The sequence below is a fragment of the Tamlana crocina genome (assembly GCF_012037625.1).
In genome coordinates this window covers 73836-99587 of sequence record NZ_JAAVJS010000008.1, presented here as the reverse complement: position 1 = coordinate 99587, position 25752 = coordinate 73836, and the positions used below count along the sequence as shown (strand labels likewise).

The 25752-nt window shown below is 37.7% G+C and carries 21 protein-coding genes and 1 pseudogene; 8 read left to right on the top strand and 14 right to left on the bottom strand.

What is annotated here, in order from left to right:
* Window positions 1-235 precede the first annotated feature (235 nt).
* Window positions 236-619: a heavy-metal-associated domain-containing protein gene (locus HC176_RS07450; protein WP_167917566.1), complete on the top strand. Its 384-nt coding sequence runs from the start codon at window positions 236-238 to the stop codon at window positions 617-619.
* A gap of 75 nt (window positions 620-694) precedes the next feature.
* Here the strand turns inward: HC176_RS07450 and HC176_RS07445 are convergent, their stop codons facing one another.
* From HC176_RS07445 to mutY, 5 genes are all read right to left on the bottom strand, one after another.
* Entirely contained in the window at window positions 695-1405 is a 711-nt protein-coding gene (locus HC176_RS07445) for a hypothetical protein (RefSeq protein ID WP_167917565.1), read from the bottom strand.
* Between the two features lie 121 nt (window positions 1406-1526).
* Window positions 1527-2132 (bottom strand): gliding motility lipoprotein GldD, encoded by a 606-nt coding sequence (gene gldD / locus HC176_RS07440; protein ID WP_167917564.1) that lies wholly within the window; start codon window positions 2130-2132, stop codon window positions 1527-1529.
* A 23-nt stretch (window positions 2133-2155) separates the two neighbouring features.
* Window positions 2156-3472: a gliding motility-associated protein GldE gene (locus HC176_RS07435; RefSeq protein ID WP_167917563.1), complete on the bottom strand. Its 1317-nt coding sequence runs from the start codon at window positions 3470-3472 to the stop codon at window positions 2156-2158.
* A 53-nt stretch (window positions 3473-3525) separates the two neighbouring features.
* Window positions 3526-3978 carry a single-stranded DNA-binding protein gene (locus HC176_RS07430; protein ID WP_167917562.1) on the bottom strand — a complete coding sequence of 151 codons (453 nt, stop codon included), beginning with the start codon at window positions 3976-3978 and terminating at the stop codon, window positions 3526-3528.
* 91 nt (window positions 3979-4069) lie between these two features.
* Window positions 4070-5110: an A/G-specific adenine glycosylase gene (mutY, locus tag HC176_RS07425; RefSeq protein ID WP_167917561.1), complete on the bottom strand. Its 1041-nt coding sequence runs from the start codon at window positions 5108-5110 to the stop codon at window positions 4070-4072.
* 132 nt (window positions 5111-5242) lie between these two features.
* Between mutY and HC176_RS07420 the strand changes: the two genes are divergently transcribed.
* The 4 genes and pseudogenes from HC176_RS07420 to HC176_RS07405 form a co-directional block, all read left to right on the top strand.
* Window positions 5243-5539, top strand: a complete 297-nt coding sequence (locus HC176_RS07420; RefSeq protein WP_342448674.1) for an HU family DNA-binding protein — start codon at window positions 5243-5245, stop codon at window positions 5537-5539.
* A gap of 422 nt (window positions 5540-5961) precedes the next feature.
* Window positions 5962-7506: an Rne/Rng family ribonuclease gene (locus tag HC176_RS07415; protein ID WP_167917560.1), complete on the top strand. Its 1545-nt coding sequence runs from the start codon at window positions 5962-5964 to the stop codon at window positions 7504-7506.
* A 130-nt stretch (window positions 7507-7636) separates the two neighbouring features.
* Window positions 7637-8008 carry a hypothetical protein gene (locus HC176_RS07410; protein WP_167917559.1) on the top strand — a complete coding sequence of 124 codons (372 nt, stop codon included), beginning with the start codon at window positions 7637-7639 and terminating at the stop codon, window positions 8006-8008.
* Window positions 8009-8101: 93 nt separating this feature from the next.
* Window positions 8102-8498: pseudogene (locus HC176_RS07405) on the top strand (ribonuclease E/G); the annotation flags it as partial.
* Between the two features lie 53 nt (window positions 8499-8551).
* On the opposite strand, the gene HC176_RS07400 reads toward HC176_RS07405, so the two are convergent.
* A complete protein-coding gene (locus HC176_RS07400) occupies window positions 8552-10528 on the bottom strand; it encodes a tetratricopeptide repeat protein (RefSeq protein WP_167917558.1) in 1977 nt (658 codons plus the stop codon).
* A 301-nt stretch (window positions 10529-10829) separates the two neighbouring features.
* On the opposite strand from HC176_RS07400, the gene HC176_RS07395 reads away from it, so the two are divergent.
* The gene (locus HC176_RS07395) at window positions 10830-11207 is read left to right on the top strand and encodes a hypothetical protein (RefSeq protein ID WP_167917557.1); all 378 of its coding nucleotides are present in this window, start codon (window positions 10830-10832) and stop codon (window positions 11205-11207) included.
* Between the two features lie 11 nt (window positions 11208-11218).
* Here the strand turns inward: HC176_RS07395 and HC176_RS07390 are convergent, their stop codons facing one another.
* The 3 genes from HC176_RS07390 to HC176_RS07380 form a co-directional block, all read right to left on the bottom strand.
* Entirely contained in the window at window positions 11219-12259 is a 1041-nt protein-coding gene (locus tag HC176_RS07390; protein WP_167917556.1) for an NADP(H)-dependent aldo-keto reductase, read from the bottom strand.
* A gap of 176 nt (window positions 12260-12435) precedes the next feature.
* Window positions 12436-13395, bottom strand: coding sequence for an OmpA/MotB family protein (locus tag HC176_RS07385; protein ID WP_167917555.1), 960 nt, complete (start codon window positions 13393-13395; stop codon window positions 12436-12438).
* A 29-nt stretch (window positions 13396-13424) separates the two neighbouring features.
* Window positions 13425-14189, bottom strand: a complete 765-nt coding sequence (locus HC176_RS07380; protein ID WP_167917554.1) for an exodeoxyribonuclease III — start codon at window positions 14187-14189, stop codon at window positions 13425-13427.
* A 178-nt stretch (window positions 14190-14367) separates the two neighbouring features.
* On the opposite strand from HC176_RS07380, the gene HC176_RS07375 reads away from it, so the two are divergent.
* Window positions 14368-17790, top strand: a complete 3423-nt coding sequence (locus HC176_RS07375) for a hypothetical protein (RefSeq protein ID WP_167917553.1) — start codon at window positions 14368-14370, stop codon at window positions 17788-17790.
* Here the strand turns inward: HC176_RS07375 and HC176_RS07370 are convergent.
* From HC176_RS07370 to HC176_RS07350, 5 genes are all read right to left on the bottom strand, one after another.
* A complete protein-coding gene (locus tag HC176_RS07370; protein WP_167917552.1) occupies window positions 17787-18710 on the bottom strand; it encodes a M28 family peptidase in 924 nt (307 codons plus the stop codon). The two genes, HC176_RS07375 and HC176_RS07370, sit on opposite strands and share 4 nt — an antisense overlap.
* 82 nt (window positions 18711-18792) lie before the next feature.
* A complete protein-coding gene (locus HC176_RS07365; protein ID WP_167917551.1) occupies window positions 18793-19536 on the bottom strand; it encodes a succinate dehydrogenase/fumarate reductase iron-sulfur subunit in 744 nt (247 codons plus the stop codon).
* Between the two features lie 72 nt (window positions 19537-19608).
* Window positions 19609-21621, bottom strand: a complete 2013-nt coding sequence (locus HC176_RS07360; protein ID WP_167917550.1) for a fumarate reductase/succinate dehydrogenase flavoprotein subunit — start codon at window positions 21619-21621, stop codon at window positions 19609-19611.
* Window positions 21622-21632: 11 nt separating this feature from the next.
* Window positions 21633-22310, bottom strand: coding sequence for a succinate dehydrogenase cytochrome b subunit (locus HC176_RS07355; protein WP_167917549.1), 678 nt, complete (start codon window positions 22308-22310; stop codon window positions 21633-21635).
* A 186-nt stretch (window positions 22311-22496) separates the two neighbouring features.
* A complete protein-coding gene (locus tag HC176_RS07350) occupies window positions 22497-24311 on the bottom strand; it encodes a T9SS type A sorting domain-containing protein (RefSeq protein WP_167917548.1) in 1815 nt (604 codons plus the stop codon).
* Between the two features lie 126 nt (window positions 24312-24437).
* Here HC176_RS07350 and HC176_RS07345 point away from each other — a divergent pair, with 126 nt between their 5' ends.
* Entirely contained in the window at window positions 24438-25730 is a 1293-nt protein-coding gene (locus tag HC176_RS07345) for an aminopeptidase P family protein (RefSeq protein ID WP_167917547.1), read from the top strand.
* Window positions 25731-25752: the final 22 nt, after the last annotated feature.

Here is a 25752-nt window from a genome sequence, read left to right as displayed (position 1 = left end):
CAGCAATTTGACAACAGGCATTTCACAATGGTTAGCTTAAATTAGTTCACTTAAATTTCGGAAAAAATCTTTGAAAAAAATAATTTCATCACTATTTTTTTACATTATTCGCAAATAAAACACCTGAAACAAACTGTTAAATATTTACATGAACACCATAAAAAAACATACGTTATCCTATTCTTGAAACATATATTTAGTAATTTTGAATTCTGAACATTTAAATACTATTTCAATGAAAACCATAAAATATATTTTAACGCTTGCTACCTTAACATTAGTTGTTTTAAGCTGTAAAAATGATGCAAAACCAGAAGTTAAAACGGTTGAAGTGGCCACTGAAGAAGTTAAAAAATTAGATCCTAATGCCACTTATGCAAAAGCCGAATTCACCATTGACGGCATGACCTGCCAAATAGGCTGCGCTGCCACCATACAAAAGAAAATTTCGAAAATGGACGGTGTAAAATCCGCCACGGTCGATTTCGATAAAAAACTGGCCATGGTGGAATACGACGAAGCTAAAGTAAATCCAGAATTGCTTACTGAAACCGTAACGAACGTTTCTGAAATCTACAAAGTAAGCGATATGAAAACGGTCGAAACCTTTTCGAAATAACTCAAAAACACACCTTTATAAAAAAAGCTTTTCCCGTAGGAAAAGCTTTTTTTTGTTTTGTCGTATTTATCTCTTTTAAGAAACTCCCTTCGATTGCCGAACCAAATAGCAACACAATAAATAGTGTGCTAAATTAAAACATATTACTGCAAAAAAATTGAACAGATCGTTCTTTTCCATAAACAAATTGTATCCCTGGAAATAAGAGCTTAACAGTATAGAAATTGCCGAAAACAATAAAAACCGATGGGTTTCGGTTTTTCGCGAAACATAAACCAATACTGCCGACAAAATATATAAAGCCGTGAGGCATACATACAGGATAGTAGCGTTAAAAACCACTGTTTGCTTTATCCCATCGTAATAAAAGGCCAAGGGCACCAACACCAATAGCGTTAACGGCCCCAAAACCGATAAAACTTTCTTCAAACTAAAGTTTTTAAAAGGCCTGAATAAAATATAACAATAAACCAAATAAGCCACGGAATGGAAGATTAATCCTGTGGAATTGTATCGCTCGTAGGGATTGTTAAAATAATATATCCCCAAGAAGTTCAGCACCAAAGTCAAGACAAACCAAGCATTAACCTTGCGGGTATTTATCAAATAAATAACCGTAAGCAAAGGAAAGGGAATGAATATGGTAATTTTTCTATTGAGATATTCAGGAGAAATAGCTCCCAAAGCATCTAAAAAAACGATTCCAAAAAACATCAGACTCGCTAATTTCTTTTGGCTAAAAAGTTCTAACAACTCTTCCTTAACCAAGTCTTTAAAAGCTCCCAAAACTCAATATATTTTTATTCTTCATAAAAATGACATCACTTGTGGTATGCAATATACGTTTTTCTGAAAAACCAAATAGAATGTGCGTTCTTAACAAACGGAGCCTATTAAACGCTAAAGCTCACTCCCAACGCAAGCTCTCCATAATATGCTTAATATCCTTTTGCAGATAATGCGCGGCTGGCAGAATAGAGTCGTAGTTGGGTTTAGCATAAAAATAAAGCGACCCCGTTAAAAAATGATTTACACTATCGGTAACATAAAACTGTGCCGGAGAGGCAACGTTTCCCTTAACTTCGGCAAAAGCCCCATATACTTTACGTTGCTTGTTTTCGTATGCTGTTACCGGAATCTCATCGGCTTTTATGGTATGTTTTTGGGTGAAGTTTTGGGCGTCCCTTAAAAAATCGTTTAGATTTTTTTTATCTCCGCCTATAGCTTTGTACGTTAAAAAAATAGTCCCCTTCATGGATGGGTATTCTAAATTTACACCGAAGCTTTTTGCTGACGACGGCACTTCTGACACTTCAATATTTTGAGCCAGGGTATTTACATTGAATGAAAACGGCAAATCTAAATGATCTTCCACGTATTGCGCTTCGGGGTATTCCAATCTTAATTCAGCCTTAGGTTTGGGCACATAGTCGTCTCCACAGGACAGAAAACACACAAAACCAACAACAGTAAAAGTTTTAAAAAAAAGAGAGTTTTTAATATTTAGAGTCATTCGTTTTTTGATGCGTTTACAAGCTAGCTTGCGGTTGATAATATGGTAAACTTAACTAGTTTGATTCGTTTTTTATCTAAAGCCTCAATAGTAAAAACGTAATTTTCAAAATTTATTTTACTGTTGAGTTTTGGGAAGCTACCAGAAATTTCTAGTACAAACCCCGCAATGGTTTCGGCCTCGCCTTTATTGTTTTCAAAAAGGGTTTCGTCTTCCAACTTTATTATTTTATAAAAATCCTTTAAAGCCGTTTTACCTTCGAAAACATAATTATTTTCATCGAGCTTGGAATAGGTTAAATCTTCGTCATCAAACTCGTCGCTAATATCGCCAACTATTTCTTCAATAATATCCTCCAAAGAAATCAAACCTGAAGTACCTCCATATTCATCGACCACAACGGCCAAATGCACTTTTTTATCTTGAAACTCGGCCATTAAATCGTCCAGCTTTTTGTTTTCGGGCACAAAAAATGGCTCCCTGATTAAAGAAGTCCAATTGAATTGTTTTTTATCAATATGTGGCAGTAAATCTTTTACGTAAAGAATACCTTCAATATTATCGACATTGTCGCGATAAACGGGTATCCGCGAATAACCATTTTCAACTATACTGTCCATAACATCTTGATATTCCAACTCTATGTTGAGCGCAAAAATATCAATACGCGGACGCATCACCTGTTTGGTATCTGTATTTCCGAAAGAAACAATACCTTGCAGAATTTTGTGTTCCTCCTTGGTTGTATCTTCTTCGCTGGTCAGTTCCAAAGCTTGCGAAAGTTGATCGACACTAATACCCGATTTTTGCTTCCCCAACTTATCGTGAATAGCCAATGTAACGCTGCGCATAGGCAAACTAATGGGCGACAAAAACACATCTAACACTCTAAGCGGATAGGCCATAAACGTGGCAAATTTTAAGTTGTTTCGGCTGGCATAGATTTTCGGCAAAATTTCACCAAAAAGCAAAATAAGAAAGGTTACTACAATAACTTCAACCACAAATTTAATTTCCGGGCTGCTAAAACTACCAAAAAGAAAATCGCCCAAAAAGGCAAACAAAATAACTATGGCAATGTTTATAAAGTTGTTGGCCACTAAAATGGTCGCCAAGAGTTTCTTGGGGCGCTCGAGTAGTTTCGCAATAATTTCTATGCGCTTCGATTTTTGCACCAATCCGTCTTTAATCTGTTCTGCGGTTAACGAAAACAGGGCCACCTCGGCGCCAGAAACAAGTGCCGAACACACTAAGAGCACAAACAATAGCGCCAAGCTAAATGCCACCGAATAATCGATGGTAGCAATCAAGGAAATAAAACTCGCGGGGTCAGGATCCAACTACTGTAGCTTTAGTTAAACATAGGTTTCTCGATAAACTACCGAGTGTGGAATTAAAACGGGAGGTCATCACTATCGTCTTGAATGGGTTGATTTTGTGAAGGCTGATTTTCAACAGGTTTTTTTGGCATTGAAGCATTTGATGCCGCCGCATTGTTTTCACTTTCCTTTTTGGTAGTGAGGAACGTAAAATCGGTACACTGTATTTCGGTTGAATACCTATCGTTTCCACTATCGTCCTGCCATTTTCTGGTTTTTAACCGGCCTTCAATGTACACCTTATCGCCTTTGCTCAAATATTTTTCACAAATTTCGGCGCCTTTGTTTCTTACCACAATATTGTGCCACTCGGTATTTGTAATGCGTTCGTTTGTTTGCCTATTGGTATAGGTTTCGTTTGTTGCCAACGGAAAACGCCCAACACACCCGCCACCATCAAAATAGTGCATTTTTACTTCATCTCCCAAATGCCCAATAAGCATCACTTTATTTAACGTTCCAGACATAATTTTTTCTTAATTCAAGAGAGCAAATGTAACCAATTGCCCATCATTTTTTTAAAATTAATAAATTTTTGTGATTGGCATAAATTATCAATCAAAAATTAAACGACTCTATAAAATTGTCAATCAAAACCGGTACCGCATAATCGCGTACTTCGCTTACGGGAATCCCGGGTTCGGACAACTTTTCCACATTTACAATCCAAAATTTAGTGTATAGATGGCGATGCGACAATTTATGGACCACACAGTCCTTATTATATAGTGTAAATGTAAAATCGCTTCCTTTAACCAAATCGTGGCTTTCAATTAATGGTTTAAACGCAGTGGCATCGTAATTTTTAATGGTCTCCACTAACGGAAATTGGTATAAATTCCGCCAAATGCCTTTGCCTACTCTTTTTTGAAGAATGGTTTTTCCGTCGTCTGAAACAAATACTAAAAAATTGAAATATTGCTTTTTCGCTTTCGCGGATTTGTTTTTCACCGGTAATTTATCAATCCGGTTGCTACTGAAAGCCACACAAGAATTTTGAAACGGACAGCTATCGCAGTCGGGATTTTTAGGCTTGCACTGCGTTGCCCCGAACTCCATAATAGCTTGGTTGAATTCGGCCGGATTCTTTTTATCAATTAGTTCTTGCGCCAAAGCTTTGAATTCCTTTGCGCCCTGCGATGTATTTATTGGTGTATCTATTCCAAAATAACGCGACAGTACTCTATACACGTTTCCATCAACCACCGCGGCCGCTTCGCCAAAACTGATAGACGCAATGGCACTGGCTGTATAATCGCCAACACCTTTCAATTTTAGCAATCCTTTATATGTATCAGGAAAAACACCATCCAATTCGTTTGCCACATATTTGGAAGTAGCATGCAAATTTCGAGCACGTGAATAATACCCCAAGCCTTGCCATAATTTTAAAACTTCACTTTCTTCGGCGGAAGCCAAATCAAAAACTGACGGGTATTGAGCAACAAAAGCTTCATAATATGGTAAACCTTGCTTAACTTGTGTTTGCTGTAAAATAATTTCCGACAACCAAATATAGTACGGGTTTTTGGTTTCGCGCCAAGGCAATTTACGTTTATTTGTTGAGTACCAGATTGTTATGGTTTTTGAAAAATTCATCAATCTTTAAAATAAATCAAACAAAAGTAAACCTTTATAATATTAAATTTTAATTAATTAGGTTTGAAATATTGAATATTTAATTCCTATATTTGCATCCCTTTTATAATTAATAGTAACATAAAATATAATATTAAAATGACGAAGGCTGATTTAGTAGCGAAAATTTCTGAGAAGTTAGGAATTGAAAAAGGCGATGTTCAAGCAACTGTTGAGACATTCATGGAAGAAGTAAAGACTTCTTTAGAAAGCGGAGATAATGTTTATTTAAGAGGTTTTGGAAGTTTTATCATTAAAACTAGAGCAGAAAAAACTGGTAGAAATATTTCTAAAAATACAACAATAAAAATTCCAGCTCATAACATTCCTGCATTTAAACCTGCTAAAGTTTTTGTAGAGGGAGTAAAAACAAACGTTGACGTAAAGTAACAACACATAGCCAGCACTGTTCTGGCATTAAAATAAATCATTAATTTAAAAGACACTATTTATGCCAAGTGGTAAAAAACGTAAAAGACATAAGGTAGCGACGCACAAGAGAAAGAAACGTAGACGCGCTAACCGTCACAAAAAGAAAAAATAAATCAGAAAAAGTAGTTAGATCAGCTACTTTTTTTGGTTTAAAAACAAAAGTTCTTTGAAATGAGTTCATTTATTTTTTTAGGCACTGTTTTGGGTGCTTGATGAACTCCACGGATACTTAAAAATCCTGTGAAAAAATAATGTATAATCCATCTGTACCATTTGGTTTTTAGTTGATGGTTTTTAGTTGCTAGTTCTTAAGCATTTGCTTTAACTTAAACTTTAAACTTTTAACTTTTAACTGGACCGTATGGATAAAAATTAACAAAATGGATAAAGAATTGATCATTAGATCTAGTTCCGAAAATGTTGATTTTGCCTTATTAAAAGATGGAAAACTTATTGAATTACAAAAGGATGAAGATAGTAACGACTTTTCGGTTGGTGATGTGTTTATAGCCAAAATTAGAAAAGCCGTTCCTGGACTAAATGCCGCATTCGTTAATGTGGGCTACGAGAAAGATGCATTTTTGCACTATCACGATTTAGGGCCAAAACTACCTTCACTTTTAAAATTCACAAAACGTGTAAGCACAGGTAAACTAAAAGATTTTTCTTTAAAAAACTTCCCATTCGAAAAAGATATTGAGAAAGACGGTAAAATTACCGACGCCTTAAAATCTAATCAATCGCTATTGGTACAAATCGTTAAAGAACCAATATCTACCAAAGGCCCAAGGATAAGCAGCGAGCTTTCCATTGCGGGCAGGTATATTGTATTGGTACCTTTTTCCAACCGTATTTCCATTTCGCAAAAAATAGAAGACCGCGAGGAAAAAGACCGCTTAAAGCGACTAGTAAAAAGCATTACACCGTCAGGCTTTGGCGTTATAGTGCGTACCGTAGCACAAGGCAGAAAAGTAGCTGAACTAGACAAAGATTTGCAAAACTTGCTTAGTCGATGGACAGCAATGTGCAAAAAGCTACACAAAGCCCACCACCCCAGTAAAGTATTAGGTGAAATGAACAAAGCCTCGTCTATATTGCGAGACATTTTCAACGACACCTTTACCGGAATTACTGTGGATGACGAAGAGCTTTACATTCAAATTAAGGAGTACTTACAAGAAATTGCTCCAAAAAAAGAATCAATAGTTAAACTGTATCAGTCTAAAGTTCCCATTTTCGAAAAATATGGAATTGAACGACAAATAAAAACTTCGTTTGGCAAAACGGTTTCTATGGCCAAAGGCGCCTATTTGGTAATTGAACATACCGAGGCCCTACATGTTATAGACGTAAACAGCGGCAATCGCTCTAACAAAGCCAATAGCCAAGAAGATACAGCTTTGGAAGTTAATTTAATAGCAGCTACCGAAATAGCCCGACAATTGCGACTGCGCGATATGGGCGGTATTATTGTGGTAGATTTTATTGATATGACTACGGCAGAAAACAGGCAAAAACTCTTTAATCATCTGCGTGATGAAATGAAAGACGACAGAGCCAAACACAAAGTGCTGCCTCCAAGCAAATTCGGATTGATACAAATAACAAGGCAACGGGTTCGCCCAGAAATGAACATTAAAACCCGCGAGGAAAACCCCAACGGCACTAATGGATCTGAAGTGGAAGCACCTATAGGATTGGTGCAAAAAATTAACCACGACCTTGAAAGACTATTTAAAAAAGACTATAAAAAGTTGACCTTAAACACACATCCTTTTATAGCAGCCTTTTTAACTAAAGGTTTTCCATCTGTGCGTTCTAAATGGTTTTTAGAACACAAAAAATGGGTAAAAATTTTACCAAGAGATGCTTACACATACCTAGAATACCACTTTTTCGATAAAGATGGTAATCAAATTAAATAACTAAAACCTTTGCTTACAACTGGAAGCAAAGGTTTTTTTGTTTGCACAAAAAATAATCGGTCGCAATTAACTTTCATAAATCAGTTTTTTAGACTATATTTCTTACTATAAATTAAAGATTTATCATCTTATGGTGACCTCTTTTTTAGATAAAGAAACGAATATTGTTGAAGCCGAATTTAAGGGCAATGTGCACGCGGAAGAAATTAATGATTTTATAATCGCTTTTAAAGAAAACTGTGCGTACCCGAGGGTGCTAAAATGTATCATAAACGCCACCGATGCTAAGTTTAAATTTTCACTAAAAGACGTTAATATATTTAATCAACTTAGGAAAGAAGCGTTTGTAGACTACAAAATAGTTATATGCGCTATCATTGTTAACCACCCAGCCACTGCTGCACTCAGCACATTATATTCTAACGTTGCTAATACAGAATCCTATAAATTCAAAGTGTTTTCCACTCGAAAAGCTGTCGTTTTTTGGATCGATAGTTTCTAACATCCCTTTTGCCTGTATGAAATTAAGATTGCCCATTGAAGAAACTTAATAAGCTATTGTGAAAGATTAACGGATTGTATAACTATGCAAACACTCTTCAACCATCTTCGCGATGAAATGAAAGACGACAGGGCCAAACACAAAGTACTGCCCCCGAGCAAATTCGGATTGATACAAATAACAAGGCAACGGGTTCGCCCAGAAATGAACATTAAAACCCGCGAGGAAGCCCCCAACGGTGCTAATGGCTCTGAGGTTGAAGCACCTATAGGATTGGTGCAAAAAATAAACCACGACCTTAAACGACTATTTAAAAAGTTGACTTTAAACCCACATCCTTTTATAGCAGCCTTTTTAACTAAAGGTTTTTCATCTGTACGTTCTAAATGGTTTTTAGAACAAAAAAAATGGGTGAAAAATTTTACCAAGAGATGCTTACACATACCTAGAATACCACTTTTTCGATAAAGATGGTAATCAAATTAAATAACTAAAAACCCGTTGCTTTTAAAGTTTTCTGGTTTTTTTATTTTAAGAACGAATTTATTCAGGTCTCCTCTGTTCCTGCTGAGATCTTTTTAAATCTTCTTTAGTTTTAACAATACGTTCATCATTCGAGGGAAGTAAATTATTGTAAATTTTTAAAGCTTTCTTAAAACAATTTTCTGCATCCGCATATTTTTTTTCAAAGAAAAAAGTATAACCTAAATTCACATAACTAGAACCTATCGCCTCTTGTATTGAAGTGTCATTTGACAGAGAGAGATATTTAATAGCGTTTTCTAAATATTCCCGTGCGTTTTCGTAATCTTTCTCCAAAAAGAAAAGATAGCCTAGGTTGTTATACACAGCTCCAATGTCATCTTTATTTGAATTCTTATTTTCCAACAAGTAATACAGAGCTTTTTCCATATAGTTCTTAGCTTCTTTGAGTTGATTATTCCCTTTATATGCAGTTCCCAAATTCTCATAAGCTTTTACAACTTTCGGGTGGCCCTCTTCGACATTAGAAAGCCAGATATTAAGGCCACTATGAAGACATTCAATAGCCTTGGTATATTCTTTTTTATTACTCCAAACAATCCCTATTGCTGAATATGCATTTGCAATATACTGGTGATTTTGTCTAAGTTCTTTTTTATAAATGCTTAAAGCCTTTTCTTCGAATTGTATGGCTTTATCATATTTCCCCAACCCATTCCAAGATATTCCCAACTGAATATAAACGTCTGCTATTTGAACACTATTATCTTTAAAAGTTTGTGTTCGAATTGCTAAAACCTTGTTCAAATATTCGATGGATTTCTCATATTCCTTTTTTGCAAGATATAATTTTGAAAAACTCATATATGTGTTTGAAACTTTCGGGTGTCTTTCACCAAGGTTTTTCAAATTTAAATCAAGTGATTTATTGAGATTCTCTAAAGCTAGCTTGTAATTTCCCTGTTGTTTATATATTGAACCTAAGTTATTGTAGTAGGCTCCTATATATGGGAACTTTTCATAGTCTTCCACAGGAATAGTTGATATCGCTTTTTTATAATAATCTAAAGACTTTTCTAAATTTTCCAAATCGCCATAAACAGTCCCTAAATTATTATAGATAGTAGCAATACCTAACAAATCTTTCTTTTTGGAATTAAGTGAAACTTTTAATGCTTTTTCGTAATATGAGATAGATTTAATATGTTTTCCTTTTCTATTCCATGCAACACCCAAGTTTGAATAAACTGGAGATAAGTTTATGTTGTTTTTATCTACTCGTTTTAACCACAATTCCATTGCATATTCTAGGTTTTTAATTGCCTCATTATTTTTTCCTAACTCCATTAGTATTACTCCATACTCACCAAAAATGACGGCATTTCCTTTATCAATATTTGTAGCAATTTCTAGTTCCCTTTCCGCAGATAAATATTTTAATTCCGCCCTATAGGTTAAGGATTTTAGGTAATGTAATTCCGCCAAATCTTTTTTTGTAAAAGTTGTATTGTCTTCTAAAAACAAATCAATTTGTTTTCTTGCTTCTGAAAATTTTAAAACATTAATCAAGCCCTGCACTTCTTTTCTCAATTTCTCATCTAATTTGGAAACCCCATCACTCTTCAACCTTTCCTTTAGCTTCTTGTGCTCCATCAATATCTCTTCAATAGTCCTATTTTCCAGCAAATTGACCAAATTATCATATGTCTCTTTATTAGCTAAAACCTCCTCATAATCATCACCTAATAATTCAACCATAAAACTTCGGGATCTAGAATTTAGCCGTCCTTTTTCTTTTAATAATTTCTCAATTCCTGCAATACCTCCATTCAACGCATTAAACCCTTCTTGAGTTGTTAAGAGAAGTGAATCTTGTTTAGTTAGAATGCTATCCCTTTCTTTTTTAGCTTCTAAAGTACTCTCCCCTGCACTTTTATTAGAGAAATACCTGTACCCAAAAACACTTATTGCAGTTAAAATGGCTGAAGTCAACCCTAAGTACATAAAAACATTTTGCATTTTTTTTGTTTTATTCATTACCCACTTTCAATAAAAGAGAAGTTAATTAAAATAACTAAAACCGTTTAAATCAAATTTAAGAAAAATAAAAAAAAACTTTCAAAACGATTTGAATATTTCTCTTATCTCAAGTAAGAGATTATTTCTTGACTTAAAGTTCATTTCAATTACAGTAATTAATACCCAAACTTTTTTAAACTATTGAACTACCATTACAAAGCTCCGAATACATTCAAAAAAACTATTCTTTTACCATCCTGAATTCAATCCACTAACATAAATTTAATATCTTTAAATTGTAAAAAATTTCCTTTTACTAATGATAAAATCCGCATTCGATTTTAATATTAATATTCTCGAAACAGAGTTTAAAAATGATATCGACGCTGTTGATATTCTTTTATATTTACAAGAATTTGAACATAACAATTCTTACCCTAGAAAGTTAAAAACCTTAGTTACTGCCACGGATGCCGATTTTAAATTCACAATAAAGGACTTAAAATCGTTTAACCAAGTTAAAAATCAATCACTAAAACAATACGAACTGGTTGTTTCGGCAATTATAATAAACAACCCCGTTGCAGCGGCTCTTAGCACCGTGTACAGTACCTTGGCCAACAACAAAAAATATAAATTCAAAGTATTTTCTACCCGTGAGGCTGCTTTGGTTTGGCTGAACAGTTTTGGTTTTTAATAAAACATCAACTAAACAGCCGGATTAGGGATTTCGGCATGCACCGCATTAATTTGCTCCAAAACAGCATCATTTAAAGTAATATTTACTGAGTCGATATTTTCCTTAAGCTGTTCTAAATTGGTTGCCCCAATAATGTTGCTGGTCACGAATGGTTGTTGGGTAACAAAAGCCAAACTCATCTGGGCCAGGGTCATGTTATTGTCTTCTGCTATTTTAAGGTAAAGTTTGGTGGCTTCGGTGCATTGTTCACTACTGTAACGCGCAAATCTCGGAAACAACTTTAAACGGGCATTATCGGCCGCCGTTCCTTTGATGTATTTTCCCGAAAGCACTCCAAAAGCCATGGGGGAATAAGCCAGAAGTCCTAATTCCTCGCGTATGGATATCTCGGCCATATCACCCTCAAAATCACGATTTAATAACGAATACGCATTTTGAATGGTTTTCATTCGAGGCAAACCATGTATTTTAGATTCCTCCAAAAATCGCATGGTGCCCCAAGCTTTTTCGTTTGATATTCCCACATACCTAATTTTACCCAACTTTATCTGATTTTCAAATACGCGAAGTACTTCATTAAAATTGTCTTCCCACTCGTCGTCGGGGTTATGTTTGTAATCTCTAGTTCCAAAAGTATTCGTTTCGCGTTCTGGCCAATGAATCTGGTATAGGTCGATATAATCGGTTTGCAGTCGTTTTAATTCAGAATTTATAGCTTCTTCAATCGCTGCTTTTTTCAGACCCGTTTTTCGTATGTGCGCAGTGTAATCGCTTGGGCGGCCCACTATTTTACTGGCTAAAACCACGTGTTCACGGTTAGCTCTTTTTTTTAACCAATTGCCAATAATTCTACTGGTTTCCCCTTGGGTTTCGGGACTTGCCGGAACGGGATACATTTCGGCTGTATCAATAAAGTTAATGCCTTGCTCAAGCGCATAATCCAATTGGGCGTGCCCTTCTGCCTCTGTGTTTTGGTTGCCCCAGGTCATGGTACCCAGGCATATTTTACTAACTTTTATATCGGTTTTTGGTAGTGTAGTGTATTTCATAATCTGTTGTGCTAAATACGATTCAGCGTCTCTTTTTTAAGAATTTATTTTTAAGGTCGATAAAGATAAAAAAACCTTTCAGTCCAATAAAAAACTGAAAGGTTTTAATAAATGATTTATACTATTAATATGATACATCCCGACAGCTAGCTACCAGGGCGTACCACAATGATATTTTAATTTTCGTTCAAAAGTTTTGAAAGCTCATCTAACTTAGGGGTTAAAATCACTTCTATTCGGCGGTTTTTAGCCCGACCTTCAGGAGTATCGTTTAGTGCGATTGGAGCATATTCACCACGACCTGCTGCAGTAAGGTTTTCAGGGTTTATTTCACGGTTTTCGCGCAATATGTTTACAATTGATGTGGCTCGCTTTGTTGATAAATCCCAATTGCTGGTCAGTGGTCCGTTTCCAGAATAAGGCACATTATCGGTATGGCCCTCAATAAGCACGGCTATATCTGGGTTTTGAGCTAATACCGCCCCTAATTGTTCTACTGCTCTTCGGCCTTCGGCACCAACTGCCCAACTTCCAGAACTGAATAGCAATTTGTTTTCCATAGACACATATACTTTTCCATCGCGTTGCTCTACGGTTAACCCTTTGCCTTCAAAATCGGTAAGTGCGCTCGAAATGGCATTTTTCAAAGCCGTCATAGCTGCATCCTTATCAGCTATCAATTTTTCCAATTCTGCCACTCTGCTCGAACGGTCTTGCAACTCTCTTTTCAGTTTTTCTAAACGATTGTTTTCGGCCTCTAAGGCTTGTTCCTTCGCTTCAAGTTGCGCTAAAAGTTCTCTATTTTTTTGTGAGTTTTCAGCAATCGCTCTCGAACTGTTCTTTTCCAAAGCCTCGTAAGAGCTTTTTAAATTATCTAAACTCGCTTTGGTGGCGTTGTATTCGGCTTGCAAATTATCACGCTGAGCAACGGCTTCATCGTAAGCCGCCTTTAACTGCTTCAACTCATTTTCTGCTGCAGTGTTTGCTTTTGATAGTTTGTAATTTTCTCGAGCCAGGTTTTTGTTTTCCTGTTTTAAGTCGGCATACTTGGCCTCTAAATCCTTGTACACTTTTGGCGACACACAAGAAGCCAACAGCACTAAACTAAGTGCAGCTAGTAACGTTTTTTTAATCATTGGTTTGGATTTGTTTTGATGTTAACACTTTAATTTTCAATTTCCAGCAGAATAGGACAATGGTCGCTATGTACTGCTTCGCTTAATATAACGGCGCGTTTTATGTTTTCTTGCAAAGGTTGTGCCACCATTGCATAATCCAGTCGCCAACCTTTATTATTGGCACGGGCATTGGCGCGGTAGCTCCACCAACTGTATTGCTGCAACTCGGGGTTTACATACCTAAACGAGTCGATAAATCCACTGTCAATAAAGTTTCCGATCCACTCGCGCTCTGCTGGCAAAAACCCGGAAACTTTGCTAAGCCCTTTGGGGTTATGGATATCGATTTCTTCGTGGCAAATATTATAATCGCCGCAAATGATTAAGTTGGGAATATCCTTTTTAAGATTATCGATATATTCCTGAAACATATCCATGTACTCGAATTTATGGCCAAGCCGAGCATCGTTGGTACCCGATGGCAAATACAAACTCATTACCGAAACACCATCAAAATCGGCCCTCAAATTTCGTCCCTCAAAATCCATCGATTCAATCCCTGTGCCGTATTCCACGTGGCTAGGTTCAATCTTACTCAAAATAGCCACACCGCTGTACCCTTTTTTTTGGGCACTGAACCAGTAATGGTACTTGTAACCTGCTTCCTCAAAAACACTTAAATCCAACTGTTCTTTCATGGCCTTAATTTCCTGCAGGCAAACTACATCGGGATTTGCTGCCTTTAGCCAATCTATAAAACTTTTATTTAATGCGGCTCGGATGCCGTTTACGTTATAGGATATGATTTTCAAACTGTTGAATTTTAATTTGTTCAGTTTCCAGACCTATAGGATTTTGAATATCCTGCAGGTCTTTCCAAGATATTTCTGCTAAAATAAATAATACGCTACTTTTACGCTAGTTTCGCAACAGGAGATTTAACGAAGCTATTAACAAAATATTTTAAACGTTTATCAGTTTAAATACCAAATGAAAGGCATAATTTATATTCTGGCAGTGCTGTGGGGCTTTTGCGGATTTTCGCAGAGCCAAAACAGCAATTACAGAACGGTAAAAGTGCCCACCAACGACACTATAAAAATTGATAGCATAAGCATAAACCCACATTGGTTTTCGGTACGGAGAAAAGATAGCTCGCTTATTGATTCGTCATACTATACCGTCGATTTTTCAAAAGCTATTTTAAGTTTCACTAAAACAATTGAAACCGATTCATTAATTATTAATTATTTGAAGTTTCCGGAGTTTCTCACTAAAACTTACCAACAGTTAGATGAAAATATTATTGTTGAAAGCACCGATAACAGCCAAACCTTGTACAAGTTTCAGGAATCGAACATTTCCAAAAACTATATACCTTTTGATGGATTGACCACCTCGGGAAGCATTTCACGTGGCGTTACTATTGGCAACAATCAAAACTCGGTTTTAAACAGCGAACTCGATTTACAAATTACGGGCAAACTGAATGAAAAAGTGTCGCTACGAGCTTCCATTCAAGATGCCAATATTCCGTTGCAAGAAAGCGGATATAGCCAACGTTTGGATGAATTCGACCAAGTATTTATTGAACTGTTCAGCGACAAATGGAACGTTCGGGCTGGCGATATCGACTTAACGAACACCCATTCGTATTTTGCCAATTTTTCAAAACGTGTCCAAGGGCTAAACTTCAATTTAAATTTAGGTGACGACGATGCCAAAACCAACATTTTTGCCGCAGGTGCTTTGGTTCGCGGACAGTTTACCACCAGCCAGTTCACCGCACAGGAAGGCAACCAAGGACCATACAAATTACAGGGTCAAAATGGCGAACTGTTTGTCTTGATTGTTTCGGGCAGTGAAACGGTTTACGTAAACGGCACACCCCTAAAACGCGGAGAAAACGAAGATTACATTATCGATTATAATGCGGGTGAAATTATTTTCAATTCCACTTTTCCTATTACTTCCGAAATGCGCATTACCGTCGATTACCAATTTAGCGACCGTAATTATTCCCGTTTTGTGGCCTACGGTGGCACCCGATACGAAACCGAAAAATTGAAAATCGGCGTTTCGGTGTATACTGAAAACGATGCCAAAAACCAACCTTTGCAGCAAAATCTTTCGGAAGCACAGATTGAAATTTTGAGCAATGCCGGTGACGACCGTTCGCAAATGGTAGCACCTTCGGAAATTAGGGAAAACCAAAACGATAACCGCATCTTATACAAAAAAGAGCTAGTGGATGACAACGAAATATTTGTGTTTTCGAACAACCCCGACGATGAATTGTACCGCGTTACTTTCTCTTTTGTTGGCGACAACCAAGGCGATTATATTTTAAGCAACACCAACGCCATAAATAATATTTTCGAATATAACGGTGTAAACCAAGGTAACTATGCCCCCATTGTGCAGTTGGTGGCGCCTACCAAACTTCAAATTGCGGTAGTAAACGGACAATACACGCCTTCTGAAAAAACGGATATTGGTTTTGAGTTGGCAGCCAGCAAAAACGATTTGAACCTGTTTTCGAATTTAGACGACGGCAACAACAACGGTTTCGCTGGAAAGATTACCGCCAACCAATCCATCGTAAAAACCGATAGCCTTTGGAATTTAGATGCTTTTATAGACACCGATTTCATTCAAAAAAACTACCGAAATATTGAAGGCCTTTACAACCCCGAGTTTAACCGCGATTGGAATTTGGACTCCATCAATATAAACGGTATCGGTTTCGGTTTGGGGCATCAAACATTGGCGTATTCGGGTTTAAAATTGTACCATCATCAAAAAGGTTTTGCTAACTATCAATTCGAACACCTAAATTTTTCGGATGGATTTAACGGAAACCGCCACGTTGCTAACATCAATTTGAATTTGAACAAATTCAACATCACATCGTATTCCAGTTTTTTAAATGCAAACTCCACAGTAAACACCTCAACATTTTTACGTTCACACAACCGTATTGTTTACCAAATGAAAAAGAGTTGGCTGGGCACTAAACTTTCTGTTGAAGATAACGAACAACGCGAAAAGGCCACACAAAACCTAACGGAACTGAGCCAAAGATTCAAATCGTACGACGTGTTTTTTGGGGTGGGCGACAGCACCCAAGTTTTTGCCGAAGTGGGTTACAAAAACCGCGTGAACGACAGCATCCGCAATAACGAACTACAAAAAGTAAATACTTCGAATACCTTTTATTTGAATTCACGGTTGGTTCAAAATAAAAACACCAACCTATCGCTTTATGCTAATTACAGAACTTTAAAGAACGTAGATAGCGCCGTTGAAAATGAAAACTCCATTAACTCACGCTTGCAATTCAACAAAAAACTATTCAACCAAATCATTAATTGGAACACTATTTTTGAGACCAATTCTGGCACATTGCCACAGCAGGATTTTACCTATGTTGAAGTCGAGGCTGGACAAGGCGCCTACACTTGGAACGATTACAACAAAAATGGCATTCAGGAGCTTGAGGAGTTCGAAATCGCACAGTTTCAGGATCAAGGAAAATATATTCGCGTGCTATTGCCCAACCGTATTTTCATAAAAACCCACCAAAACCGATTGAGCCAAACGTTGACCTTTAACCCGGCACAATGGTCGGCTTCAAAAAACAAATCGAAAAAATTCTGGTCGCACTTTTACAACCAAACCAGTTATTTAATCGACCGAAAAATAAAACGGGAAGGCAACAGTTTTAATCTCAATCCTTTCAATAATAGCGAAGACGACCAATTGGGGCTTCAACTTAATTTTAGAAACGTGCTGTTTTTTAACCGCGGAAAACAGCGTTATACCACATCGTACACGTTTTTGGACAACACCACCAGAAACGTACTTTCTGTGGGATTTATTGAAAATGGCCTAACGAGCCACCAAATTAATTTCAATCATAAAATTGCTGTTAATTGGCTTATTAATATGCTTTCGGCGTTTGAAACCAATGAAAGCATCAGCGAGAATTTTGCCAGTAAGAATTACAATTTTGACGAAACGCGATTCAATCCTAAACTGTCGTATTTATTTAACGACAACTCCAGTTTCGATGTGTTTTACCAGTACGCCAGTAAGACCAATACTATTGGCAATGAAGAGTCGCTAAAACAGCAAAAATATGGGTTGTCGTTCAGTTTGGCTAGCAGTCAAAAAAGTGCTATTAACGGCGAACTGAACTATATTTCGAACAGTTACAACGGCAATGTAAATACGCCCGTAGCCTACCAAATTCTTGAAGGTTTACAACCTGGAAAAAACTTTACTTGGAGCCTTTTGGCACAAAAAAAACTGACTGATTTTTTAGATTTGAATTTGAGTTACTTCGGAAGAAAAACCAAAACCAGCAAGACCATCCACACCGGATCGGTACAGTTGAAGGCTTATTTTTAATAGCTTGAAGCGTCAATTTTTTCAAACACAGAAATAATGGTTTTTACCGCATCAATATAAAATTGGGGGTGGATATTTTCAAAATCGTCTGTGGGCTCATGGTAGTCTTTATGGTCTTCAACGCCAAAATATAAAAACGGGATACGCTTTTTGTAGAAGTTGGTATGATCGGAGGCATAAGTCCAATCCTCTCGACCATCATAACCATCGTGCCCTAAAACAAGATTTAACGATTTTGGAGTTTTTGTAGTTTCAACCAAATACTTCAACCGTTTATTTTCCGAAGTTCCAACCACAAAAAGCTCCTGCTTATCACTTCGGCTTATCATGTCCATATTAATATTGAGCATGATTTTTTTTAACGGAATGACGGGATTGTTCACAAAATATTTAGAGCCTTGAAGCCCTAATTCCTCGCCATCAAAAGCAGCCAAAATAACAGAATGTTTAGGCGGATTATTCTTAAAATGTTCAGCAAAACTAAAAAGGGCACTAACTCCGGATGCATTGTCATCAGCACCATTGTAAATCTCGCCCCGTTTGATGCCTTCATGGTCATAATGGGCACTAATCACGATGTACTTATTTGGAAATTCGCTTCCTTTTACAAGTCCCAAAACGTTGACTCCGTTGTATTCGTTCCGTTTATGGATAAAGAAAAAAGGCTGCAGATAATCTTCAACTAACGGAGATACGTCCAAACTATAAAACTGATTGACGATGTATTTTTTGGTTTTTGTAGCTCCGTTGGTTCCGGTACGCCGACCTTCAAAAGCATCAGAAGACAGCGATTGAAGATGTTTTAAAAGCGATTCTTCGTTAAGGCAAGTTTCCTGTTTGTTGGATAACACCACACCTTGTGAATGGACAGATCCGCACAATAACACAAATAGCAATAAAAAAATAGCGTTTCTGTTCATCCTTATAAAAACTTCACTAAAGCTAATAAAAAAACCCAAGCGGTGAGCTTGGGTTCTATATTTTTACGATGAACAGCGTAAATTATGACATTGACGCTTTCATTAATTCGCGATTCATTCTAGCGATATTATCCAATGATATACCTTTAGGGCATTCAATTTCGCAAGCCCCTGTGTTGGTACAGTTTCCAAAACCTTCCAAATCCATTTGAGCCACCATGTTTTTTACACGGTCTACAGCCTCAACCTGTCCTTGTGGCAACAACGCATATTGCGATACTTTTGCCCCAACAAACAGCATAGCACTTGAGTTTTTACAAGTGGCCACACAAGCCCCACAACCAATACAAGTTGCAGCATCCATAGCCTCATCGGCAGCATGTTTTGAGATTGGAATGGCGTTTGCGTCTTGGGTGTTTCCTGAAGTGTTTACAGAAATATACCCCCCAGCTTGCTGGATACGCTCGAACGAAGTTCTATCAACAACCAAATCTTTAATTACTGGAAAAGCAGTGGCTCTCCAAGGTTCGATGGTAATGGTATCGCCATCGTTAAACATACGCATATGCAACTGGCAAGTCGTTACCCCTCTGTCTGGCCCATGGGCTTCACCATTAATGTACATGGAGCACATTCCGCAAATACCTTCACGACAATCGTGATCGAATGCTACGGGCTCTTCGCCAGAGCTTACCAATTGTTCATTCAACACATCCATCATTTCTAAAAATGACATATGCTCAGAAATATCTGTTACTTTATAATCGACCATTTGACCCTTTGTATTCGAGTCTTTTTGTCTCCAAATTCTAAGTGTTAAATTCATTTTTTTAGTTTTTGGTTGTTAGTTGCTCGTTGTTAGTTTTTAATCCAAAAACTAATAACTGACAACCATCAACTATTTATACGAACGTTGTTTCAGTTCAATATCGTTAAATTCTAATTGTTCTTTATGAAGCACGGCATCTGCTGGTTCTCCTTTGTATTCCCAAGCAGCAACAAAAGCGAACTCTTCATCATTACGTTTTGCTTCACCTTTTTGCTCGCCATCCATTTCTACCGATTCTTCACGGAAGTGTCCTCCACATGATTCTTCACGCATCAATGCGTCTTTAGCAAACAGTTCTCCCAATTCCAAGAAATCGGCCACACGACCTGCCTTTTCCAGTTCTGGGTTCATTTCGTTAGCACCGCCAGGTACTTTTACGTCTTTCCAGAATTCTTCACGAATTTGTTTGATTTCGGCCATAGCCTCTTTCAAGCCTTTTTCGTTACGCGCCATACCTACTTTATCCCACATTACTTTTCCTAAACGCTTGTGGAAGTGGTCAACAGATTTTGTTCCGTTGTTATTCACGAAGAAGTCAATTCTATCTTTAACCGCTTTTTCAGCCTCATCAAATTCTTTGGTGTCCGTTGGAATTTTTCCTGTACGGATATCGTCGGCCAAATAATCACCGATTGTGTACGGCAACACAAAATAACCATCGGCCAAACCTTGCATTAAAGCTGAAGCTCCTAAACGGTTAGCCCCATGATCGGAGAAGTTGGCCTCCCCAATACAGTAGCACCCAGGAATGGTAGTCATTAAGTTATAATCAACCCAAACGCCACCCATGGTGTAGTGCGTTGCTGGGTAAATCATCATAGGCGTTTTGTACGGATCTTCGTCAACAATTTTCTCATACATTTGGAAAAGGTTTCCGTATTTTGCCTCAACGATTTTTTCACCTAATTCAGTAATTTTTTCTTTTGAAGGATTCGAGATATTCTGAATTTTAGCTTGCTCTTTTCCGTAACGTTCAATGGCCGAAGCGAAATCCAAGTAAACCGCCTCACCAGTAGCATTAACACCATAACCGGCATCGCAACGCTCTTTAGCGGCACGAGACGCCACATCGCGAGGCACCAGGTTACCGAATGCTGGGTAACGACGCTCTAAGTAATAATCTCTTTCATCTTCCGATAAATCGGTTGGCTTTTTCTTGCCTTCACGGATGGCTATAACGTCATCCATGTGTTTTGGCACCCAAATACGTCCGTCGTTACGCAACGACTCCGACATCAACGTTAATTTTGATTGGTAATCTCCCGAACGTGGAATACAGGTTGGGTGAATTTGCGTATAACATGGGTTGGCGAAATAAGCGCCTTTTTTATGAATTTTCCAAGCCGCCGTTACGTTACTTCCCATCGCATTGGTTGAAAGGAAATATACGTTTCCGTATCCTCCTGAAGCAATAACAACAGCATGTGCTGAATGTCTTTCAATTTCACCAGTAACTAAATTACGGGCAATAATTCCTCTGGCTTTACCATCAACCTTAACCACATCGAGCATTTCGTGACGGTTGAACATTTCAATTTTACCACGGGCAATTTGGCGGTTCATGGCCGAGTAAGCCCCTAATAATAATTGCTGTCCGGTTTGTCCTTTTGCATAAAATGTTCTGGAAACCAAAACCCCACCAAACGAACGGTTATCTAACAACCCTCCGTAATCACGAGCAAAAGGAACACCTTGTGCCACACATTGATCGATAATGTTTGCCGACACCTCTGCCAGACGGTACACGTTTGCTTCGCGCGAACGGTAATCGCCACCTTTTACGGTATCATAAAACAATCGGTAGGTTGAGTCGCCATCACCTTGATAATTTTTGGCGGCATTGATACCTCCCTGTGCTGCAATAGAGTGCGCACGACGCGGAGAATCTTGGTAAGCAAATGCTTTTACGTTATATCCCAGTTCAGCTAAAGTGGCTGCCGCCGATCCTCCTGCTAAACCCGTTCCTACAACAATAACATCAATATGACGCTTGTTTGCAGGGTTCACTAAGTTTATATGGTTTTTATAGTCTGTCCATTTATTTTGAATTGGACCCTTTGGTACTTTTGAATCTAAAGCCATTGTTATAAATATTAATGGTTTAAGTAATGAAATAAAGCAATAAAAATAAACCCTAGCGGAATTATAATAGCATATGCTTTACCTATATTTTGTAATGTTTTTTTACGGCCGGCGGTAGACCCCATGGACTGAAATGCCGAGGTAAATCCGTGCATTAAGTGCATCGCCAAGAATACAAACGCCAGCACATAAGCCCCAACACGGATTGGGTTCACAAATTTATGCGTTAATTCTTCGTAATAGCGGTAGCCGTCTACGCCTGCCATTGTTCCAGACCAATCGCCTTTTATAAACTTGGTATTAATTTCTGGAAACCAAAAATCAATAAAATGTAAAACGATAAATGCCAAGATAACCACACCACTCCAAATCATGTTTCTGCTAAACCAACTTGAATTGGCCGCCCCATTGTTTTTTACATATGAAATTTGTCGGGCATTTCTGTTTCTAATTTCTAAAATGAAACCCATTACAAAATGGAATACCACACCAAAAATTAAAACGGGTTGCAGTGCAAATTGAACCAACGGATTTGTTCCCATAAAATGGGAAGCTTCGTTGAACAATTCAGGACTGAAAACCGATAAGATATTAATTGCAAAATGTTGAAGCAAGAAAAACATCAGGAAGAATGCCGAAAGTGCCATAGCCACTTTTCTTCCTATTGAAGATTTAAAAAATCCGCTCATTATAATAAAGTTAGTTATTTATTGCAAATGTAAATCAGGAACGCATTTTAGACAAATAAGAACACATTGTTTTTTCTATTTAGAATGGTTTTAAAGTAATGTTTAGCCCTGTAAAAAAGCACCTTAACAGGTGCTTTCTTGCATTACATTCATTCATTCATTATTTTTGTTGGCATCTCCGAGTCATCACTCTACAACCACCTTTTTACCTACTACGGTATTTCCTGAAACCAGGTTCAGGAAATAAATCCCTTTTGAAATTTCTCCCACGTTTATGGCTTTTACTCGAGGTGCATCAACCATGTCTATATTTAAAATGGCTCTCCCACCAATATCGAACAGTACCACTTTATCTAAGCTTACAGCAGATCCATTTTCAATATACAGAATATCGTTTACCGGGCTTGGGTAAACAGAAATTTGATCGGTCAACACCTCCGTAAAGGCAACCCCAAGAGAACAACTTCCGGAGTAGTCTTCCATCATGGTTTGTCCACACATTTGGGTTGTGGTACTAAAATTTTGAATTATGCCCGCCGCAGTTTCATTATTTCCACTTAAGAAACGCTGCGTCTCACTATTGGACAGCGCGTAGTGCATCACATCATTGATATTAATAACATGCTCCAATTGATGACCATGCCCCAATTCATGCAACGCCACACTTTCAAAATCGTATTGTTCAAAAGCGGGGTCACCAGAACCAAAATACCAATCAGTATCATTATCAAATACTATATCCAATTCGGTAACAACATCTCTAGTATCTCCACAACTTCCAGAAGTTGTTATACACACTCCCAAAAGGCCCTCATCCAAAGGATCATTTTCATCAAACACCACAACATTAATATCATCCTGCACCCCAACATTAACTGAGGTTGTTGACCCCATCAGCCAGTTAATCCCTGTTTCACATCGCCATCGATTAAACGCTCTTAAAAAGGCCTCTTTTGCAGGGGTATTGGCATCAAAATCGGTGTTCATCTGCCAAGTCATACTCGTTTCTCCATCTATACCCATGTGTTGAATTAAAACGGCATCACCTCCATTATCAACGTTGTTTGAAAGCGCGTATAAAACCGTTAATTCCTGAGATGAAACTTGAGAAGCCCCTCCATTATCAGTAACTCGAATAATTCCAGTTCCAGCCACACCTGTCCCAAAGTTTTCTTTGGCTTCCTTATCAGCTATGGACGGGACTTCAACGGTGATTTCATTATTAGACCATGTTAAAACCTGCGAATCTAAAGCATCTATAAACCCGTCACCTCCTGCATCTGCATCTGAAAAACCTACCTTACCCTTAACACTCCCAAATCCCGAGCCCGTGATGGTTAGCACAGAACCCGTACCCGCCGTTATGGTTGTGGGACTAAAATTTGTTATAACCGGAACAAGGGCTTTATTGTTATTTTTATTGAGAATTTCTGATGCACCCTTAACACTAAAAGAAACCAACTCTGTAAATGGTTTTCCTGTAATTTCAGATATCTGCAGATATAAGCTTTTTTCTACGTCTTTCTTTTTAGCAAATAAGTTAGTTGCTGTATTACTCCTCAAATCATACCTATAAAACCCTTGCAAAGAGCTATAAGGCTTGTACTTTTTTAAGCTCGAACTTGTTTTTTGGGCCAATCCAATATTGTTATCATACAACGTAAATACACCAACATCCCCTTTATTTAAACTTAAACTTGGCACCACTGTTTGTGTAATGTCTTCAACGGTTCCACCGGGAGTGACAATTTCAATTTGAAGGTTCGACTTTCCCTTAAACACTTTATAAACCTCAACTGTATTTATAGTTAGAATTTTATTTCGGTCTGCATTCCAAATCGATTTTTGCGATACTACCCGCCCTTCAACCACCAAAGTTGAATTTTCAACCTGTCTTTTAAGTGGCACTTTCATGAGCATGCCTTGGGCAAAGACGACACTCTCAGGTGAAAGCATCAAGGCTAAGGCAAAAAAAACCTTCAATAGTATTTTTTTTCTCATAAGGTTTTATATTTGGTAAAGTGGACTTTGCAAAGTCCACTTTACCAAATATAATGAAATATGGCGAGGTTTTGCTTAATTTTGCTACATTTAAGACTCACATAACATATTAAAAACACATTTTTAATGAAGTACTCCCCAATAGATAAATCACTTTTTATAAAAAACAGAGAAAAATTCGCTAAACTAATGAAATCTAAGAGTTTGGCCGTTTTCAACTCCAACGATATTTACCCGATTAGTGCCGATAGCACCATGCCGTTTCAGCAACATCGCGATATTTTCTATTTGAGCGGTGTAGACCAAGAGGAGAGCGTTTTGGTTATTTTTCCTGACTGCCCGAAAGAAAAACATAGGGAAATTTTATTTCTGAAAGAAACCAACGAGCACATTGCCATTTGGGAAGGCGAAAAGCTTACCAAAGAAAAAGCCCTTAAAACCAGTGGCATCAAAACGGTATATTGGCTGCAGGACATGGAAAAAATATTGTTTGAAATCATGACCCAATGCGATACCGTTTACATAAACACCAACGAACACTACCGCGCCAATGTAGAGGTTGAAACGCGCGAAGACCGATTTACAAAATGGTTAAAAGAGAAATACCCCGCACATAGCGTCGCCAAGAGCAACCCCATTTTACAAAAATTGCGCTCGGTAAAAGAAGACATCGAAATCGAACTGATACAAACTGCTTGCAATATAACCGAAAAAGCCTTCAGAAGAGTTTTAGGTTTTGTTAAACCCGGCGTTTGGGAATATGAAATTGAGGCTGAATTGATGCACGAGTTTTTACGAAACCGCTCTAAAGGTTTTGCGTATACGCCCATTATCGCATCGAGCAACAACGCCAATGTACTGCATTACATAGAAAATAACCAACAGTGCCAAGAAGGCGATTTAATTTTATTCGATACCGCTGCCGAATATGCCAATTACTCAAGCGACCTAAGCCGAACTATCCCTGTTTCCGGACGGTACTCCAAGAGACAAAAGGAAGTTTACAATGCGGTTTTAAAAGTAAAAAATGAAGCCACTAAAATGTTGGTTCCCGGAACCGTATTAACCGAATACCACGTTGAAGTTGGCAAATTGATGACTAGCGAATTGTTAAGCTTAGGACTACTCGATAAGGCAGATGTGCAAAACGAAAATCCCGATTGGCCCGCGTATAAAAAATATTTTATGCACGGCACATCGCACCACATAGGGCTAGACACCCACGATTACGGCATTATTACCGACCCCATCGAACCCAATATGGTATTTACCGTAGAACCCGGCATCTACATTCCCGATGAAGGTTTCGGCATAAGACTGGAAGACGACGTGGTGGTTCAAAAAACGGGCGAACCCGTCAACTTAATGCAGAACATCCCGATTGAAGCCGAAGAGATTGAAGAATTAATGAATGCATAAAAAACTAAAAGAGCCGTTACAA

What these genes read in the sequence shown, in the direction of transcription:
- gldD (WP_167917564.1), bottom strand. Translation starts at nt 2,132, where the DNA reads ATGACTCTAAATATTAAAAACTCTCTTTTTTTTAAAACTTTTACTGTT.
- HC176_RS07385 (WP_167917555.1), bottom strand. Translation starts at nt 13,395, where the DNA reads ATGATTAAAAAAACGTTACTAGCTGCACTTAGTTTAGTGCTGTTGGCT.
- HC176_RS07345 (WP_167917547.1), top strand. Translation starts at nt 24,438, where the DNA reads ATGAAGTACTCCCCAATAGATAAATCACTTTTTATAAAAAACAGAGAA.
- HC176_RS07350 (WP_167917548.1), bottom strand. Translation starts at nt 24,311, where the DNA reads ATGAGAAAAAAAATACTATTGAAGGTTTTTTTTGCCTTAGCCTTGATG.
- HC176_RS07355 (WP_167917549.1), bottom strand. Translation starts at nt 22,310, where the DNA reads ATGAGCGGATTTTTTAAATCTTCAATAGGAAGAAAAGTGGCTATGGCA.
- HC176_RS07415 (WP_167917560.1), top strand. Translation starts at nt 5,962, where the DNA reads ATGGATAAAGAATTGATCATTAGATCTAGTTCCGAAAATGTTGATTTT.
- HC176_RS07450 (WP_167917566.1), top strand. Translation starts at nt 236, where the DNA reads ATGAAAACCATAAAATATATTTTAACGCTTGCTACCTTAACATTAGTT.
- HC176_RS07395 (WP_167917557.1), top strand. Translation starts at nt 10,830, where the DNA reads ATGATAAAATCCGCATTCGATTTTAATATTAATATTCTCGAAACAGAG.
- HC176_RS07365 (WP_167917551.1), bottom strand. Translation starts at nt 19,536, where the DNA reads ATGAATTTAACACTTAGAATTTGGAGACAAAAAGACTCGAATACAAAG.
- HC176_RS07430 (WP_167917562.1), bottom strand. Translation starts at nt 3,978, where the DNA reads ATGTCTGGAACGTTAAATAAAGTGATGCTTATTGGGCATTTGGGAGAT.
- HC176_RS07400 (WP_167917558.1), bottom strand. Translation starts at nt 10,528, where the DNA reads ATGAATAAAACAAAAAAAATGCAAAATGTTTTTATGTACTTAGGGTTG.
- HC176_RS07360 (WP_167917550.1), bottom strand. Translation starts at nt 21,621, where the DNA reads ATGGCTTTAGATTCAAAAGTACCAAAGGGTCCAATTCAAAATAAATGG.
- HC176_RS07370 (WP_167917552.1), bottom strand. Translation starts at nt 18,710, where the DNA reads ATGAACAGAAACGCTATTTTTTTATTGCTATTTGTGTTATTGTGCGGA.
- HC176_RS07390 (WP_167917556.1), bottom strand. Translation starts at nt 12,259, where the DNA reads ATGAAATACACTACACTACCAAAAACCGATATAAAAGTTAGTAAAATA.
- HC176_RS07375 (WP_167917553.1), top strand. Translation starts at nt 14,368, where the DNA reads ATGAAAGGCATAATTTATATTCTGGCAGTGCTGTGGGGCTTTTGCGGA.
- mutY (WP_167917561.1), bottom strand. Translation starts at nt 5,110, where the DNA reads ATGAATTTTTCAAAAACCATAACAATCTGGTACTCAACAAATAAACGT.
- HC176_RS07410 (WP_167917559.1), top strand. Translation starts at nt 7,637, where the DNA reads ATGGTGACCTCTTTTTTAGATAAAGAAACGAATATTGTTGAAGCCGAA.